Annotated in this window: 16 protein-coding genes and 1 other annotated feature; of the genes, 6 read left to right on the forward strand and 10 right to left on the reverse strand. The window is 36.1% G+C overall.

Annotated features, from left to right (window positions below; genetic code table 11):
- Positions 1-192: 192 nt before the first annotated feature.
- The 4 genes from FS486_RS04850 to FS486_RS04865 are packed head-to-tail and all read right to left on the reverse strand — an operon-like array spanning position 193 to position 2,897.
- Positions 193-771 (reverse strand): histidine phosphatase family protein, encoded by a 579-nt coding sequence (locus FS486_RS04850; protein WP_144510176.1) that lies wholly within the window; start codon positions 769-771, stop codon positions 193-195.
- An 18-nt stretch (positions 772-789) separates the two neighbouring features.
- Positions 790-1,521, reverse strand: coding sequence for a DUF5694 domain-containing protein (locus FS486_RS04855; RefSeq protein WP_260858016.1), 732 nt, complete (start codon positions 1,519-1,521; stop codon positions 790-792).
- A gap of 10 nt (positions 1,522-1,531) precedes the next feature.
- Positions 1,532-2,086, reverse strand: a complete 555-nt coding sequence (locus FS486_RS04860) for an NUDIX hydrolase (RefSeq protein ID WP_313956970.1) — start codon at positions 2,084-2,086, stop codon at positions 1,532-1,534.
- A gap of 40 nt (positions 2,087-2,126) precedes the next feature.
- Positions 2,127-2,897, reverse strand: coding sequence for an aminoglycoside phosphotransferase family protein (locus tag FS486_RS04865; RefSeq protein ID WP_144510178.1), 771 nt, complete (start codon positions 2,895-2,897; stop codon positions 2,127-2,129).
- Positions 2,898-2,959: 62 nt separating this feature from the next.
- Between FS486_RS04865 and FS486_RS04870 the strand changes: the two genes are divergently transcribed.
- The 3 genes from FS486_RS04870 to FS486_RS20405 all read left to right on the forward strand — a co-directional run bounded on the left by FS486_RS04870 (position 2,960) and on the right by FS486_RS20405 (position 5,096).
- On the forward strand, positions 2,960-3,430 hold the full coding sequence (locus FS486_RS04870) for a GNAT family N-acetyltransferase (protein ID WP_144510179.1): 471 nt from the start codon (positions 2,960-2,962) through the stop codon (positions 3,428-3,430).
- Positions 3,431-3,527: 97 nt separating this feature from the next.
- The gene (locus tag FS486_RS04875; RefSeq protein WP_144510180.1) at positions 3,528-4,160 is read left to right on the forward strand and encodes a cupin domain-containing protein; all 633 of its coding nucleotides are present in this window, start codon (positions 3,528-3,530) and stop codon (positions 4,158-4,160) included.
- A 774-nt stretch (positions 4,161-4,934) separates the two neighbouring features.
- Complete coding sequence (locus FS486_RS20405; RefSeq protein ID WP_260858017.1) at positions 4,935-5,096, forward strand: aspartyl-phosphate phosphatase Spo0E family protein; 162 nt, start codon at positions 4,935-4,937, stop codon at positions 5,094-5,096.
- A 92-nt stretch (positions 5,097-5,188) separates the two neighbouring features.
- On the opposite strand, the gene FS486_RS04885 is transcribed toward FS486_RS20405, so the two are convergent.
- On the reverse strand, positions 5,189-7,234 hold the full coding sequence (locus FS486_RS04885; RefSeq protein ID WP_144510181.1) for a catalase: 2,046 nt from the start codon (positions 7,232-7,234) through the stop codon (positions 5,189-5,191).
- A 677-nt stretch (positions 7,235-7,911) separates the two neighbouring features.
- On the opposite strand from FS486_RS04885, the gene FS486_RS04890 reads away from it, so the two are divergent.
- Entirely contained in the window at positions 7,912-8,076 is a 165-nt protein-coding gene (locus FS486_RS04890; protein ID WP_144510182.1) for an aspartyl-phosphate phosphatase Spo0E family protein, read from the forward strand.
- A 94-nt stretch (positions 8,077-8,170) separates the two neighbouring features.
- Here FS486_RS04890 and FS486_RS04895 read toward each other — a convergent pair whose 3' ends face one another.
- Together FS486_RS04895 and FS486_RS04900 are read right to left on the reverse strand one after the other, a co-directional pair.
- Positions 8,171-8,923: an SDR family NAD(P)-dependent oxidoreductase gene (locus FS486_RS04895; protein WP_144510183.1), complete on the reverse strand. Its 753-nt coding sequence runs from the start codon at positions 8,921-8,923 to the stop codon at positions 8,171-8,173.
- On the reverse strand, positions 8,910-9,851 hold the full coding sequence (locus FS486_RS04900; protein WP_186321360.1) for an MBL fold metallo-hydrolase: 942 nt from the start codon (positions 9,849-9,851) through the stop codon (positions 8,910-8,912). Before FS486_RS04900 ends, FS486_RS04895 begins: the two co-directional genes overlap by 14 nt.
- 122 nt (positions 9,852-9,973) lie before the next feature.
- Positions 9,974-10,184, forward strand: a binding site (T-box leader).
- A gap of 47 nt (positions 10,185-10,231) precedes the next feature.
- On the opposite strand from FS486_RS04900, the gene proC reads away from it, so the two are divergent.
- Together proC and FS486_RS04910 are read left to right on the forward strand one after the other, a co-directional pair.
- Positions 10,232-11,044, forward strand: a complete 813-nt coding sequence (proC, locus tag FS486_RS04905) for a pyrroline-5-carboxylate reductase (protein WP_144510185.1) — start codon at positions 10,232-10,234, stop codon at positions 11,042-11,044.
- A 77-nt stretch (positions 11,045-11,121) separates the two neighbouring features.
- On the forward strand, positions 11,122-11,334 hold the full coding sequence (locus FS486_RS04910; RefSeq protein WP_144510186.1) for a hypothetical protein: 213 nt from the start codon (positions 11,122-11,124) through the stop codon (positions 11,332-11,334).
- A 4-nt stretch (positions 11,335-11,338) separates the two neighbouring features.
- Here FS486_RS04910 and rnz read toward each other — a convergent pair whose 3' ends face one another.
- The 3 genes from rnz to FS486_RS04925 form a co-directional block, all read right to left on the reverse strand.
- Positions 11,339-12,286, reverse strand: coding sequence for a ribonuclease Z (gene rnz, locus FS486_RS04915; protein WP_144510187.1), 948 nt, complete (start codon positions 12,284-12,286; stop codon positions 11,339-11,341).
- Between the two features lie 4 nt (positions 12,287-12,290).
- Positions 12,291-13,535, reverse strand: a complete 1,245-nt coding sequence (locus FS486_RS04920) for a DNA polymerase IV (protein WP_144510188.1) — start codon at positions 13,533-13,535, stop codon at positions 12,291-12,293.
- Between the two features lie 142 nt (positions 13,536-13,677).
- Positions 13,678-14,163 carry a chemotaxis protein CheW gene (locus tag FS486_RS04925; RefSeq protein ID WP_144510189.1) on the reverse strand — a complete coding sequence of 162 codons (486 nt, stop codon included), beginning with the start codon at positions 14,161-14,163 and terminating at the stop codon, positions 13,678-13,680.
- Positions 14,164-14,172 lie beyond the last annotated feature (9 nt).

Genomic DNA, 14,172 nt, shown 5'->3' on the forward strand with positions numbered 1-14,172 from the left:
AAAAACATAGAAATAGGTATCATCAAAACAATTACTATAGAAACAATCAGTTCAGAGATAGGATTGAATGGTACAAAAGAGACAAAAATAATATTTATTATGTTCCATATTACTATAAAGATGATGAGGGACAATAAAAGAAGAATTAACTTGTTAATAATTTTATATATTTTCTTCGCTCCTTTAGTAAATTTACTCTCCTAAATGTTTTGTGCAATTATATAGCGTACAATCCCATCGATCGTTACCGTTTTCAAGAATAGTTATGGATGTATTCTCTATGTATGTATTTGGAAATGTCTTTGGCAGCAAGTGCTGTAAGGTTAGACCGATTAATGCACCATGACTTACTACTAATATGCGTTTATCTTTATATGTCATTACTGCTTCTTGTAAAAATTCACAGCCTCTTTTAGCTACCTTTTCAAATTTCTCCATGCCTAGGTCTAAATTACGCCAATTACTTCCCCATTTTTGTTGGCGTTCATCTTCAGTTGTTCCTTCGATTTTCCCACAATTAATTTCTCGAAGTCTTTTCTCGTAAATATCAATAGGTAAGTTTAATTTCTTCGATATTATAAATGCAGTTTCCTTTGCACGTGTTAAGTCGCTTGTGACAATAACATCCCATTCTTCTAGAGATAGTCTATCAGCGAGTGCTTGTACTTGTTTTATACCTAAAGTATTTAAAGGAATATCAGAAATTCCTTGTGCTCTTCCCAATACATTCCACTCGGTTATACCGTGTCTGATTAATCCTAACTTTGTCATTTTTTTACCTCATTGTTTTTATTGCAAATAATCCAAGGCAGATTCCACTTCAAAAATACCACTTTCTAGTAAAAATTGTCTTACTAAATGTATATGCGCTGCTCCGATAAGCAAAAGGATTCGGTCATTTACACTTGTAGCCAAGCTTGTAAGATTTGAATAAATAATCAAGTTCCGTTGATACCACCATCTCATCCAATCTACCCCGATATAATCTATTCCAGTTCCGATACGTGCAACTTGCATATAAAGTTCATGGTCATGTTGTATTCTTTTTTCTTGATTAATATGGATCAACATGTCCCTGATAGTTTGTTCTTTTGATGGGAGCTCCATTAATTTCGGGATGTATTCTTCCGTAATTGATCTATATAATTCGGACTGATTTGTTTTGGCCCAGTCCAAAACTTCTCCAATATCTCTTTGGCCTATATCTCCCATCCAATCGACAGGATAGATCCTCTCATTCCCCATCGCGGCGCTAAGTCGAAAACCAATTTGGTGTATTTCGTTAGCATCCAATTCCAATGAATTATTCATATATTGGTGATAGGTTTTATTAATTTCACGATCCGTTTCCTTCACTGCTTCTACCGCAACCTTATTTGGTTTAAAAGATTCTAGCTGTTGAATGACAGCTTCTATTTCCATCTGTCTTTTCGTTGATAAAACAGTATCTAAATTATATTCAACCAAATCTGATGAACCACCCATATGAAACGTTCCAACTATTAAAATCTTCGGCTTCATCCTATTCATATCACCTTTCTTTAATGTGTATATGTGGTTTACACATATAGTAAGCACTCGCTGTGAACAACTGATTTATTTTACCTGAAGCGATCATGGTCTCCATATCATTTAAATCAACTAAATGCACATCTATAAATTCTGTAGGATCTAATTCTTGATCAAATGCTTTATACACATCTACAATTAAAAAAGTAATTACTTTATTTGTTTGCGTTGCTGGATTAACATAGAACTCACCCAATAAAATAGGTGTCTTATCTGAAATATATCCTGTTTCTTCCCTTACTTCTCTTAATATCGCACTTTCATATGTTTCATTCTTCTCAGGTTTACCAGCAGGTATTTCTAAAAAGAAATCTTGTGCAGCATATCTGTATTGTTTGACGAGTACAATCTTGTTCTCTCTTGTGAGAACAATTGCATTTACCCAGTCAGCATATTCATTTACATAATAATTCTCAATCACTTGTCCATCAGGGAGTGCACAATCATCTTTTCGCAAATTTCCAAATGGTGTCTTAAATACATAACTGGAACGCAGTGTTTTCCAACTGTTCATCATGTTTCACCCTTCCATTCTACTACAATTTTCTTAGCATTCATCAAAAAAACTCATACAATCCTTCATCAAAATAGTTAAATTCTTCAACAGAAATTGTTTGCCGAACATACCCTTTATAAAAAGCTTGCAACATTTCTTCATTGTCTCTAATTGACCGTGTAGCTAATGCAATATCGTAACGTGGATCTCCATAGGTAGTTCCCGCCAAATCGATGAAGGTATGCACTTTTCCATTGGAGACAAGCACATTATCAATTGTACAATCACCGTGGATTAACGTTTGTTTTGTAGAGTTGGGTTTATATTCTTTCAATTTTTCCAACAATTTTTTATCACCTTCTACCGAATCATTTTCTAGATAATAGGTAGCTTTTTGTAATTGTTTATCTAGCCAACATTCATCTGTAATCCATGGGACTGGTGGCTCTGTCTCATGTAATTGCTTTAAAAGGGCTCCAAAGCTTTGGAAGAGGACTAATTTTTCTTTCTCACAAGTTGAATGTAAAAGGGCTTCTCTTAGTGTAATACCCTCTACTAAACTCATAATTAACTGACTTTCTACTCCTTCTATAAATATATAGAATGTGGGTATAGGCAAAGTAGTTACTTCCTTTAATATTTTCATTGCTTCTGCTTCTTTGGAAAGCCAGGCTTTATACTTTACTCTTTTTGCACTTTTACTTACAAATTGGCCAGCACTTGTTTGGAGAAATACTACTTCTGAAGTTGCGCCTTGATTTTTCGGATATGTAATTGAATGTATTTCTCCTATTATTGTTTCAAGCTGTTTGAGGTTAATTAGTTTTGACATATGTAGCTCCTAATTGAATGATAGTATAATAAAATAAAAACTAACAAGTGGAGAGATTAAATATGGAGATCACAAAGTTCAAGAAAACAGACATACAAGAAATCATTCACTTATTTTATGACACTGTCCATACAGTGAATACCAAGGACTATTCCAAAGATCAATTAGATGCCTGGGCTCCACTTAACGACATCCAATGGAAAAGAAAAGCTTGGAGTAAAAGTTTATCTGAAAACATCACCTATGTAGCTAAAATAAATAATACAATTGTTGGATTTTGCGATATAACAATTGATGGTTTACTGGATAGGCTTTATGTACATAAAGATTTTCAAAGAAAGGGAATCGCTTCGGATTTACTTTACAAACTTGAATCTGAAGCACGAAACTTGAAACTACAAGAAATACAGACATATGCCAGTATTACAGCAAAAGTATTTTTTGAAAATCATGATTTTACCAGTATTTCTATTAACTATGTCGAACGGAACGGTACAATACTTACAAATTTTTTGATGAAAAAAAGACTTTGATATTAGTCATATTGCACAATAATTAGGTTGCAATCATATCATGGAGGGAATGTGCTTTGAAAAGACATTACAATTGCTAAAAAGGTAGGTCTGAGTTATGGATTCTTCTATCGATTACACCTCCCCGACTACACAGTTCACGTTTGATGTAAATAAAAGTCCTTTCTTTAAAAAAGATAATTATAATTTTATGAACATTTTAGGTATTCAACAATTAAATACGTTAGATAATATATCTTTGCTTGATATTTTTCTCAGCTCTGGTAATAATATAGAACCACATTTTCATCCAAATGCGGCGGAGTTAGTCTACTGTGTTTCTGGTGCAATTGCCATTTCTATACTCAATCCATTTACAAAGCAATACCAAAACTACATTATCACACCTGGTCAAGTGGCAAATATTCCACAAGGTTGGTGGCATTATCAAATGGCTACCGAAGATCGCACGCATATATTAGCCATTTTTAATGCTTCTACTCCTGAAGTAATTTTAGGTTCCGATATATTAAAATTGACACCTTCTAATATTATGGCATATACCTATTGTATGGATGAAAACCAATGGAAAAAAGCAATTGCTCCAGTTTTACCATCGACATATATTGGTCCTCCAGCAAACTGTAGCAACACGAGAACTGAAAACTCCCAGTATTATCCGAAGTTTCATGGCAATCAAGTCCATTCGATGCAACAATCCATTCCCTATCATCAACCCAACAATCATTAATTGTTTACTGAAGTCGAATAGCTTTATTCCTAATTGTCCACTGATTACCTCGCCCATTATTACCAGAACAGTATTTAAATATTCTAGCTTCCAAATCAAAATTTATTGAATATATATACCAACTTACAAAGTTGCTAGTAAAATCAAGTGAAAAGAATAAATACCCTCCTTTTGTTAAAATACATGCATGAAACTCTAACTAATCTCTCTTCAGTTTATTTTCCATGTATTGCCTCTATTGTAATTGCTCATCACTTTGCCATCTGATATATGTATAAATTAATTGGGCAATAAGCATACCTATGACAATCATTAATATATATTTATTTTGCAGCGAAGAGACTTGATAGAATATTTGAAGAATCAAAAGGAATATAAAGGGTGTGAACTATAATGTCCTCAAAAATTTCTTTTTATAGGATAGCTTCAAATAACTTAAACCCTTTTCTCTTCCATTTTTCACAAATACGGCACCTTCCAATTAATAATTTATATATTTAGTAATATTCTCCATACACTAACAAAAATCCTTTCTCAGTTAGAAAGTAAATTTCACACGGGGAAACATTATCATTACACATATCACACCAAAGATAATAAAATTCATACTATATATGATATACATAAAACTTGTGACAAGTTTGTGAATTCTATAGACTAAGCACAATACGACAAAATTTTCATTTTTACTATTGTACAATATGAAAGTCGATGGATGAATTATATAAAAGATTGTCTATTTAAAATAAAAAATTATGTTGGAGGAAAAACGTGTTGAATTTACCTGATGAAAAAGCATTATTAATATTAATCGCCATTAAAAGGAAAATCATGTATAGAAAAGCTAAAAGTTATGGATTTACACACCCTAGAGTCGTAACTTGTAGCCAAGAGTTAGATGAACTGCTTAATAAATATCAAAAACTAGCATCTTAAAAATCAAAAAACCGATTACACATTCACATGAAGTGTAATCGGTTTTCTTATAGATTGATTTTTTACGGTTAAAAAGTAATTTTACACTTAATCTAGTAAATGTCTCGATCCCAAAATCGTTGTTGAGCAATGATATTTACAAATGCTTTTCCAAAATCCGGATTGTTGGTTGCAAATTCAATTCCAGGTCCTGCTTTTGCATTCGATGCATTAAAAAAAGGAATACCTGAAGTCGCTATACCGATTGGTTTGTAATGCTTATACGCCTCATTTATAAAATATACGATATCTGCATTCAACTTCGCTTGATTGTTTCCCCTTCCCCCAACAACATACAAAGAATCAAACAATACTGGGGCCGTTGTCAGAAATGTCTCATTCACTCTCACTTTATGTCCATCTGAGCTTCTTATGGTGCCGAATTTCTCACTTACAATTGTATATTCTACACCGTAGCGTCTGAGCGTTTTTATCGTTTTTTCCACTTCGTTAAGATCAAAGTCATTACCAATAAGCACAGCCACTTTTAAAGTTTGAGGGACTTTTCTAGTGTTTTCTTGACTGAGTGCTGGAGAGGAAGCAGTGACCTGGGATTGTTCTCCAATTGGTCTATTTACCCCTAAATTATCTGCAATTATGTTGGCCATTTCTTGATCCACATGTACGAACATATCTACAACTTGTTGTCTGACATTACGATTATTTACTTTTCCAACTTCAAAAGAAAAGGCGTCAATGATATGTTGTTTTTCTGGAGGGGACATACTGTTCCAAAAAAGCCTTGCTTGAGAAAAGTGATCATTAAATGATTCACTTCTTGCCTGGATGACACGACCTTCTACTTTTTCTTCATAATGAACAAATCCACCTTCTTTTGCCGTACTTGTGGAAGGTGTGTTATTTGCTAGTGAATTTCTATGATAACTAACCTGCCCGACATTTATCGTCTGACGGCTAAAACCATTTCGTTGATTATTATGAAAGGGACAAATAGCACGATTGATTGGAATCTCGGTAAAATTAGGTCCTCCAAGACGCAATAACTGTGTATCTAAATACGAGAACAGTCGGCCTTGCAAAAGCGGGTCATTTGTAAAGTCTATACCAGGGACTAGATTACCTGGATGAAATGCAACTTGTTCAGTTTCAGCAAATACATTGTCAACATTACGATTCAATGTCATTTTACCAATAATTTTTACGGGCACAATTTCCTCTGGCCAAAGTTTTGTAGCATCCAGAATATCGAAATCAAACTTAAATTCATCTGCTTGTTCAATCATCTGTACGCCAAGTTCATACTCGGCAAAGTTACCTTTTTCTATTGATTCCCACAAATCTCGACGCTGAAAGTCTGGATCTTTCCCTGAAATTTTCTGGGCTTCGTCCCATACAAGAGAATGTACCCCTAATAAAGGCTTCCAGTGGAACTTCACAAATCTAGATATTCCTTCCTCATTGACAAAACGAAATGTGTTTACACCAAACCCTTCCATCACTCTGAAATTCTTCGGTATGGTTCGATCAGACATATGCCACATGATCATATGGGCGGTTTCCTGATTATTTGCAACAAAATCCCAAAACGTATCATGGGCAGAAGCTGCTTGGGGCATTTCATTATGTGGTTCTGGTTTAACCGCATGAATAATATCTGGAAACTTTATCGCATCCTGAATAAAAAATATTGGAATATTATTTCCAACTAGATCATAATTTCCTTCCTGTGTATAGAATTTAACCGCAAATCCTCTTACATCTCGTACTGTATCAGGTGATCCTAAGCTACCAACAACATTAGAGAAACGAGTAAAAATAGGTGTTTTAGTACCAGCTTTTTGCAAAAATCCCGCTTTCGTGTATTCTTTCATCGATTCATACAATTCGAACTCTCCGTGAGCAGCATATCCTCTTGCATGTACCACTCGCTCTGGAATACGCTCATGGTCAAAATGGGTAATTTTCTCTCGAAGATGGAAATCCTCTATCAGAGTCGGCCCACGAATTCCAGCTTTTAAGGATTCCTCATCATTTGATACTTTTAATCCTTGATTGGTGGTAAGCTTTTTCCCATCATTGTTTACAGTGAACTGTTCCAGTTGTTGTTCCTTCTCATTTTGTTCTGGCGACTTATCCACTTAATCCCCTTTCAACAAGTAATCACGCCTTATATAGGCATAATACTTACTATATGTCTATCTGATACTACTTATTATTCCTATCTGGTTTAGACTTTCATGGACTGTGCATACCGTTTTCGCCGTGTACGAGTATAAACTTCCATCCGCTCCTACCTTTTGTTTATCCGATCATAAGCTATCGGTATGCGAACATAAATCTCGCCCATTACGAGTATAACCCCCCTTCCGCTCCTACCTTTTGTTTATCCGATCATAAGCTATCGCTATACGAGCATAAATCTAGCCCATACGAGCATAAACCCCCTTCCGCTCCTTCCTCTTGTCTATCCGATCATAAGCTATTGGTATACGAACATAAATCTTGCCCATGAGAGCATAAAACTCCATCCGCTCCTACCTATTGTCTATCCGATCATAAGCTATCGGTATACGAGCATAAATCTCGCCCATGCGAGCATAAACCTCATAAAATTATTCGTGTTCTTTGCTAATAGAACGCCACATTTCGACGAACATTTAGTCCTTTAGATTCATTTTAATAAAAAACCCTATTCCCTCCGCAATGTGACAAATTTTGCGTTTTATCTGTCGTACAATGGACAAGTTGCTTCCCTACCTTCTAGAACATACACTCATGAACTGAAGCTAAATACACAGTATGGAGGAAGTTTTTTGTGAAAAGTTTGTTGGACGAAAAAGCATTATTGATTCGAATTGGAATCAAGAGAAAAGACATGTACAGGATGGCCAAAAAGTTGGGACTTACCCATCCACGTGTCGTCTCAATCAGCCAAGAACTAGATCATTTACTTAATCGTTATCAAGAGAAAGTATCTTAACTAGCAGACTGAACCTACCATAAAAAAACCGATCAAACCCCCTTAAAGAAGGAACTGATCGGTTTTAATATGGGGGTATATGAAAAACGTAAGACTATTTTTTATAAAAAAACCTTTTGCCCAGTGTTTCAACCATCTTTGGAAAGACCGCGTAAAGCTTACTTGAAATACGCATATAAGATGGAAGATCGACCTCGCGAACTGGATATTCTATTGATTTAACTATAGCGGAAACTACTCTTTCTGGAGAAAGTAAATGCTTGCTCATTTTTTCGCGGTAATTGCCTGTTTGATCTGCTAAATCGAGAAATGGAGTATCGATTGGACCTGGGTTAACCGTAGTTACTTTAATATTATATTGTTTGAGTTCCATTCGAACTGCATTGGCAAAACCAAGTATTGCGTGTTTTGATGCAGCGTATCCGGATGCTTTTGGAGTTGCCACTTTACCAGCTTGAGACGCGACAAAAATCAGGTGACCACTTCTTTTCTTTTTCATGTTCGTCGCGAAGTACTTCGTCAGCTTCATTGGAGCGAGCACATTTACATCTAACATTTTCTGCATATCCTTCTCTTTTAAATCTGTTAAATAAGCAAAGGTACCAACTCCAGCACAAAGAACTACGGTATCTGGTAAACCCATCTCTTGGAATAATTCATCATAGGTTTGTTCTTCTGTCAAATCTGTTTGTATAGTATGTATGCCAAGTAGCGATAATTCATTTAAGACAACCGAATTTCTTCCTATAGCCCAAACCTCATGTCCGTCGACTTGTAAACTTTTTGCAAGCAAAAGTCCGACGCCGCTAGTAGCGCCGGTTATACATATTTTTTTACGCTTGCCCATATAGTAGAGTGCCTTCCTCATTGCGTTGTTCTGTCACATATCCATTGTCCATTAAGTAATCGATTTGACCGATTGTTTCTGAAAGTGTTAAACCTAGTTCTTTTTCATACACTTTTGGAAATAACTCTTGTGTAAGCTCATAAATTGTTTTTTCCCCTTGTTTCATCATATCTAAAACTTTCATCGCTCGTTCTTTTTGCTTTTCGAGTCTTGTTGTCAATAAATCATATACGTCATACACTTCATTTCCATGCCCGCTATATACTTTTTTTACAGGCAATGTTTGAATTCTTTTTAGCGAGGCATTATATTGTAGCATTGATTTTGCCCTTTTCCCTTTATGTAACGGGGGTTCAATTAGTGGGTTAGATGAAATTTTCTCTAATATTAAATCTCCTCCGATTAAGACACGTGCATTCTCTGACCAAAAGGAAAGATGACTTTGTGCATGCCCCAATGTTTCGAGTACTGTATAATCAGGATGCCCTGGAAGACAATCTCCATCTTTTAAAATAGTTTGAAGCGGTCGGTTTCCGATAAAATGAAGCGGTCTTTTCATTTTTTCCACCCAATCTAGATAGCTCTCTGGCACTCCTTCCTCCACCAAACATTGCATATAAAACTCATCATGGAATTTTAAAAACTTCTCGTCTTTCGTTAACCATGGTTGGTTATATGCATGTCCTAATATAGTAGCTTGCTCAAAAGCATCTACACACCCTGCATGATCTGGATGATGATGAGTTAGCAGCACTTGTTCAATGTCGGACAATGCATATCCAGCCTCTTTTATTCCTGCAGTTAGCGCAGCAAGTGCTTCCTCCGTTTTAGGACCAACGTCTATTAATGTTAGAGCATCCCCTTTTAATAAATAAGAATTTACATCTCCTACTGCAAATGGTGTTGGTACGGTAATTTTGTGTATCATTATTTGAAAACCCCTTTTTATGAATGACTATTCATTACATTGTACAGCTTTTTCCATGACACGTCACTAAAATGAAGTTGACTTTTATTTGGAACACACATATAATTTCATTAATTCAGAAAATAAAAGCTAGGATGAAGAATAGTACATATATGATGGAGTCTAGAGAGTGAAATAACAGCTGCAATTTTCACCTCCCGCTCATATGTCGAACCTACTTCGGAGCTGCTATGTAAACATAGCCGTGCCTCCCGCGATAAGGAGGAGTAAGTTGTGCTGATTTCGTCAGCAAATTTAGGTGGTACCGCGGAGACAAGCGTTTTCGTCCTTATTCATAGGACGGGAGCGCTTTTTTATTTTATATAAGGAGTGGATTTTACATGTCGAAAATCGTATTTGTTGGCGCTGGTGCTATGGCGGAGGCTATTATTAATGGACTGACAAAAGAGGGTAAAGTTTCTCCTGCACATATTCATGTAATGAATAGATCGGATGTGCATCAGCTACAACAATTGAAAAAAGTCTATAATGTCCAGATAGTTTGTAAAGAGAAAAAGGCTTTATGTGAAGCGAATTTGGTTTTCCTAGCGATGAAACCAAAAGATGCCAAGGAAGCATTGACTGACATAGCACCTTTTTTAGACAAAAAGGCAACAGTTATTTCTGTCATTGCAGGTGTTTCCATTCAGACTATTTCAGTATATTTAGGAAGTCGTCCAATTGCACGGGTCATGCCAAATACCTCAGCAGCAGTAGGACTAAGTGCATCTGCGGTTAGTTGGAATGAACTTGTTTCAGAAAGTTCTAAACAAGAAATTATTCATATACTAGAAGGAATTGGCTCGGTTAAAACTGTCGATGAGGATGATTTACATGTTGTAACTGCTCTAGCTGGAAGTGGTCCCGCCTATTTATATTATTTTGCTGAGCAATTTGAAGCAGCGGCCGTACAATACGGTTTGTCTTCAGAAGATGCACGTCAATTATTTATCCAAACGATGGAAGGTGCAGCTCAAATGCTTAAAAAAGGAAATGATGAACCGTCGGAACTTCGTAGAAGGGTAACTAGTCCTGGTGGAACAACTGAGGCTGGTGTTGAACAGCTTGTTCAGCATAAAGTGGATGAAGCTATATTTGCCTGCATTGAAGCCGCTCAACTTAAATCACGTATTCTTGGACAGCAATACGAATGACCGTGAAACTTACTAGTTCAACAAGTATCTGTGACATGCGAAAACAGCAAATTTCTTATCCGTAAGATACTACTTTCATGAAGAAAGCAATTAACACACAGAAAGGCGTGTACAATCGAATGGATAATTCCTATTTTGTCGGTTGGGGTACCCTCGCCCTCATAAATGCAGGTATTGCACAAGGAAAAAATAGAAGCGGATTAAATTGGTTCTTGTTATCACTTATTATGGGACCAATCGCGACGCTTAGTTTAGTAATAATCGAAAAAAAATATAAAGATACCGAGTGATGTGTTATTCACTCGATATCTTTTTTAGCTTGCCATTGGCCCACTCGTATTCTGCAAAATCACTCGCAACATAAATCGGGAAATCATAATTCTCGACTTGCGAAATCATTTCTTTAATATCTGAAGGCATGAATCGACTGCTTATATGATTGACAACTAGGTGTTTCGCATTCGCTTCTTGACATACGTTTGCGGCATCTACAATGGTAGAATGACCATATAATCCTGCAAGTTCAGAAGTTGATTGGTCAAATGTTCCTTCATGTATGACAATATCGGAGTCTCTACTTAACAAGATAGCGTTCTCACAAAACTTTGTGTCCCCTAAAATTGTTACTTGGAATCCTTCTTTTGGTTCTCCTGTCACATCCGCACTTTTGACGACACGTCCATCAGATAGCTCAACGTCTTTTCCTTCTTTTAATTGTTTTAACAGAGGTCCTCTTGGAACACCTAAAGCGTCTGTCTTTCCGATCAATAACTCAGGAGGAAGCGGTTTTTGCGTCACTTTGTATCCAAAACAAGGAATTACATGTTCCAATAGTTTTGCTTCGACAATAAATTGGTCATCTTCAAAAATAATGCCTTCCTCAATTTCGATAATATTAAGCGGATATTTAATATGCGTCTTGGAGGTTGTTAAGGTCAATTCGATCCAAGCTCTTATGCCATTTGGACCGAAAATTGTAAGCTCTTCCTCTCCACTTAGAAATGAGCGTGATCCAAGTAATCCTGGAAGTCCATAAATATGATCTCCATGTAAATGGGTGATAAATATTTTTTCTAATTTACGTGGTTTTAGGGTTGTATGCAAAATTTGATGTTGAGTCGCTTCACCGCAATCAAATAACCAAAATGTTCCTCTTTCCTCAAGTATTTTTAATGCAGTCGCCGTTGTATTTCGTTGTTTAGACGGCATTCCTGCTCCTGTTCCTAGAAATAATAATTGCATCTATTCACCTACTTTCATGATCATCCAAAAAGTCTTTACTAAAACTAGTTTTAGATTCCAACGATGCTTTCTTTTTTACTTTAATCCCTCGTTTAATACTATCTGCTCCGAACTTGGCTTGCAACTGTTCAACAAGTTTTAGAATTGGCTCTTCTTTTGCATGCTCTTCAAAATTAAAAATAGAGAGTTGTTCCACCGATTCTCCTTTATCGAATACATTATTCACAGTAATGCCGAGTAATCGGATGGGTTCATCTTTCCAAGTGGATTGAAACAATGTTTTGGCTAGCTGAAAAATTTCTTTTTCTTCAAAAAGGCGGTTCGTTATTGTTTTGCTTCTCGTTTTATTTTTCCAATTGGCATCTCGAATATGAATGGTTATGGAACGACCTGCTAAATTTTTTGAATCTAACCGGGATGCTACTTTTTTGGAAAGCTTACGTAACACTTTTTCAATTTCATCTATATCCGTTTCATCATAAGGGAGTGTTGTTGAATTCCCTACGCTTTTCGTATCAAAGACAGAATCAGGGTCAACTGTTCGATTATCTATACCATTTGCTCGAGCAGAAAGCCTGATTCCGACTTTTCCTAACTTTTCTTTTAAAAGACCAGGAGCTATATTTGCTAAGTCTCCTATTGTATGTACTCCAAACTCCGACAATTTTTTCGCAGTACTCTCCCCTACACCATGCATGTCAATAACAGGCAATGGCCAAAGTTTTTCTGCTACTTCCCTTTTGCGCAAAACAGTTATACCCATCGGCTTTTTCATGTTGGATGCTGTTTTTGCTAAAAACTTATTCGGTGCAATTCCAATTGAACTTGGCAAATCTAGCTCCCGAATGATTCGCTGTTGAATAGATTCCGCAAAAGCAATCGCATCTTCTCCCATTTCAACCTCACTTACATCCATATACCCCTCATCTATCGAAACTGGTTCCACAAGTGGCGTGTATGAACGCAATATATCAAATATTGCTTTGGATGCCGCTCGATACCGTTCGAAATTGGGAGGCAATAATATCAGTTCAGGGCATTTGCGTCTAGCTTCCCAAACGGACATTGTTGTATAAACACCTTTTGCACGCGCTTCATACGAACAGGTTACTAAAATTCCTCTTCTTTCTTTCGGATTTCCTGCAACCGCAATCGCTTTCCCTTTCAGAGATGGATCATGTGCCTGTTCAACGGAAGCATAGAAACTATTCATATCAAGATGAAATATAATTCTCGCCTTCGATTGCACTTATCTCACCTCAACTTTGTATTCCTTTATTATAACAACTTTATGTTATCTGTTACCACTTGCTGAAAAAATCAATCACTTGTAATCAAAAAAAGTCGATTACCACTTATTAAGCAGCAACCGACATATTTGTGAAGAACTATTATGAATTTACTTGTTCTTCCTTTTTAACGCGTTCTAAATATGATTGAATATCTTTAATCCCTTCCAATGAACGGACTAGAATGGATGGGTCTACAATGGTGATCATCCTGTCTTCTAAGTTGGCAACTGCAGTAAAATAACGAGTTTTTGTGTAATTTACTAAGCCAATTTGCTTTAAGTCTTCTTGTGCAATATCTAAAATTTCTTTTGCTTCTTTCACAAGAATTCCAATGGACATATCTTGCGTATGCATCGTCACGACACGTGCATTCTCATTGTTTACCCCACTTCGATTGTACAGGATTTGCTCGAAGTCGATAATTGGAACAAGTTCTCCACGAATCTTCATCAATCCGATCAGATAATTCGGTAAGTGTGGAATTGGGTTTATCTGTTCTAATTTTTCGATTGATACGACATGCTCAATTGGAACGGCATAATCTTCGTTACCACATTGAAAGACGACAACTTTTTCATTTGACAATAAAAGGCA

The sequence above is a fragment of the Bacillus sp. FJAT-22090 genome (assembly GCF_007676755.1).
In the GTDB taxonomy this organism is placed as follows: domain Bacteria; phylum Bacillota; class Bacilli; order Bacillales_A; family Planococcaceae; genus Psychrobacillus.

Coding starts and splice junctions, on each gene's coding strand:
- FS486_RS04850 (WP_144510176.1), bottom strand. CDS start 771: ATGACAAAGTTAGGATTAATCAGACACGGTATAACCGAGTGGAATGTA.
- FS486_RS04855 (WP_260858016.1), bottom strand. CDS start 1,521: ATGAAGCCGAAGATTTTAATAGTTGGAACGTTTCATATGGGTGGTTCA.
- FS486_RS04860 (WP_313956970.1), bottom strand. CDS start 2,086: ATGATGAACAGTTGGAAAACACTGCGTTCCAGTTATGTATTTAAGACA.
- FS486_RS04865 (WP_144510178.1), bottom strand. CDS start 2,897: ATGTCAAAACTAATTAACCTCAAACAGCTTGAAACAATAATAGGAGAA.
- FS486_RS04870 (WP_144510179.1), top strand. CDS start 2,960: ATGGAGATCACAAAGTTCAAGAAAACAGACATACAAGAAATCATTCAC.
- FS486_RS04875 (WP_144510180.1), top strand. CDS start 3,528: ATGGATTCTTCTATCGATTACACCTCCCCGACTACACAGTTCACGTTT.
- FS486_RS04895 (WP_144510183.1), bottom strand. CDS start 8,923: ATGGGCAAGCGTAAAAAAATATGTATAACCGGCGCTACTAGCGGCGTC.
- FS486_RS04900 (WP_186321360.1), bottom strand. CDS start 9,851: ATGATACACAAAATTACCGTACCAACACCATTTGCAGTAGGAGATGTA.
- proC (WP_144510185.1), top strand. CDS start 10,232: ATGTCGAAAATCGTATTTGTTGGCGCTGGTGCTATGGCGGAGGCTATT.
- FS486_RS04910 (WP_144510186.1), top strand. CDS start 11,122: ATGAAGAAAGCAATTAACACACAGAAAGGCGTGTACAATCGAATGGAT.
- rnz (WP_144510187.1), bottom strand. CDS start 12,286: ATGCAATTATTATTTCTAGGAACAGGAGCAGGAATGCCGTCTAAACAA.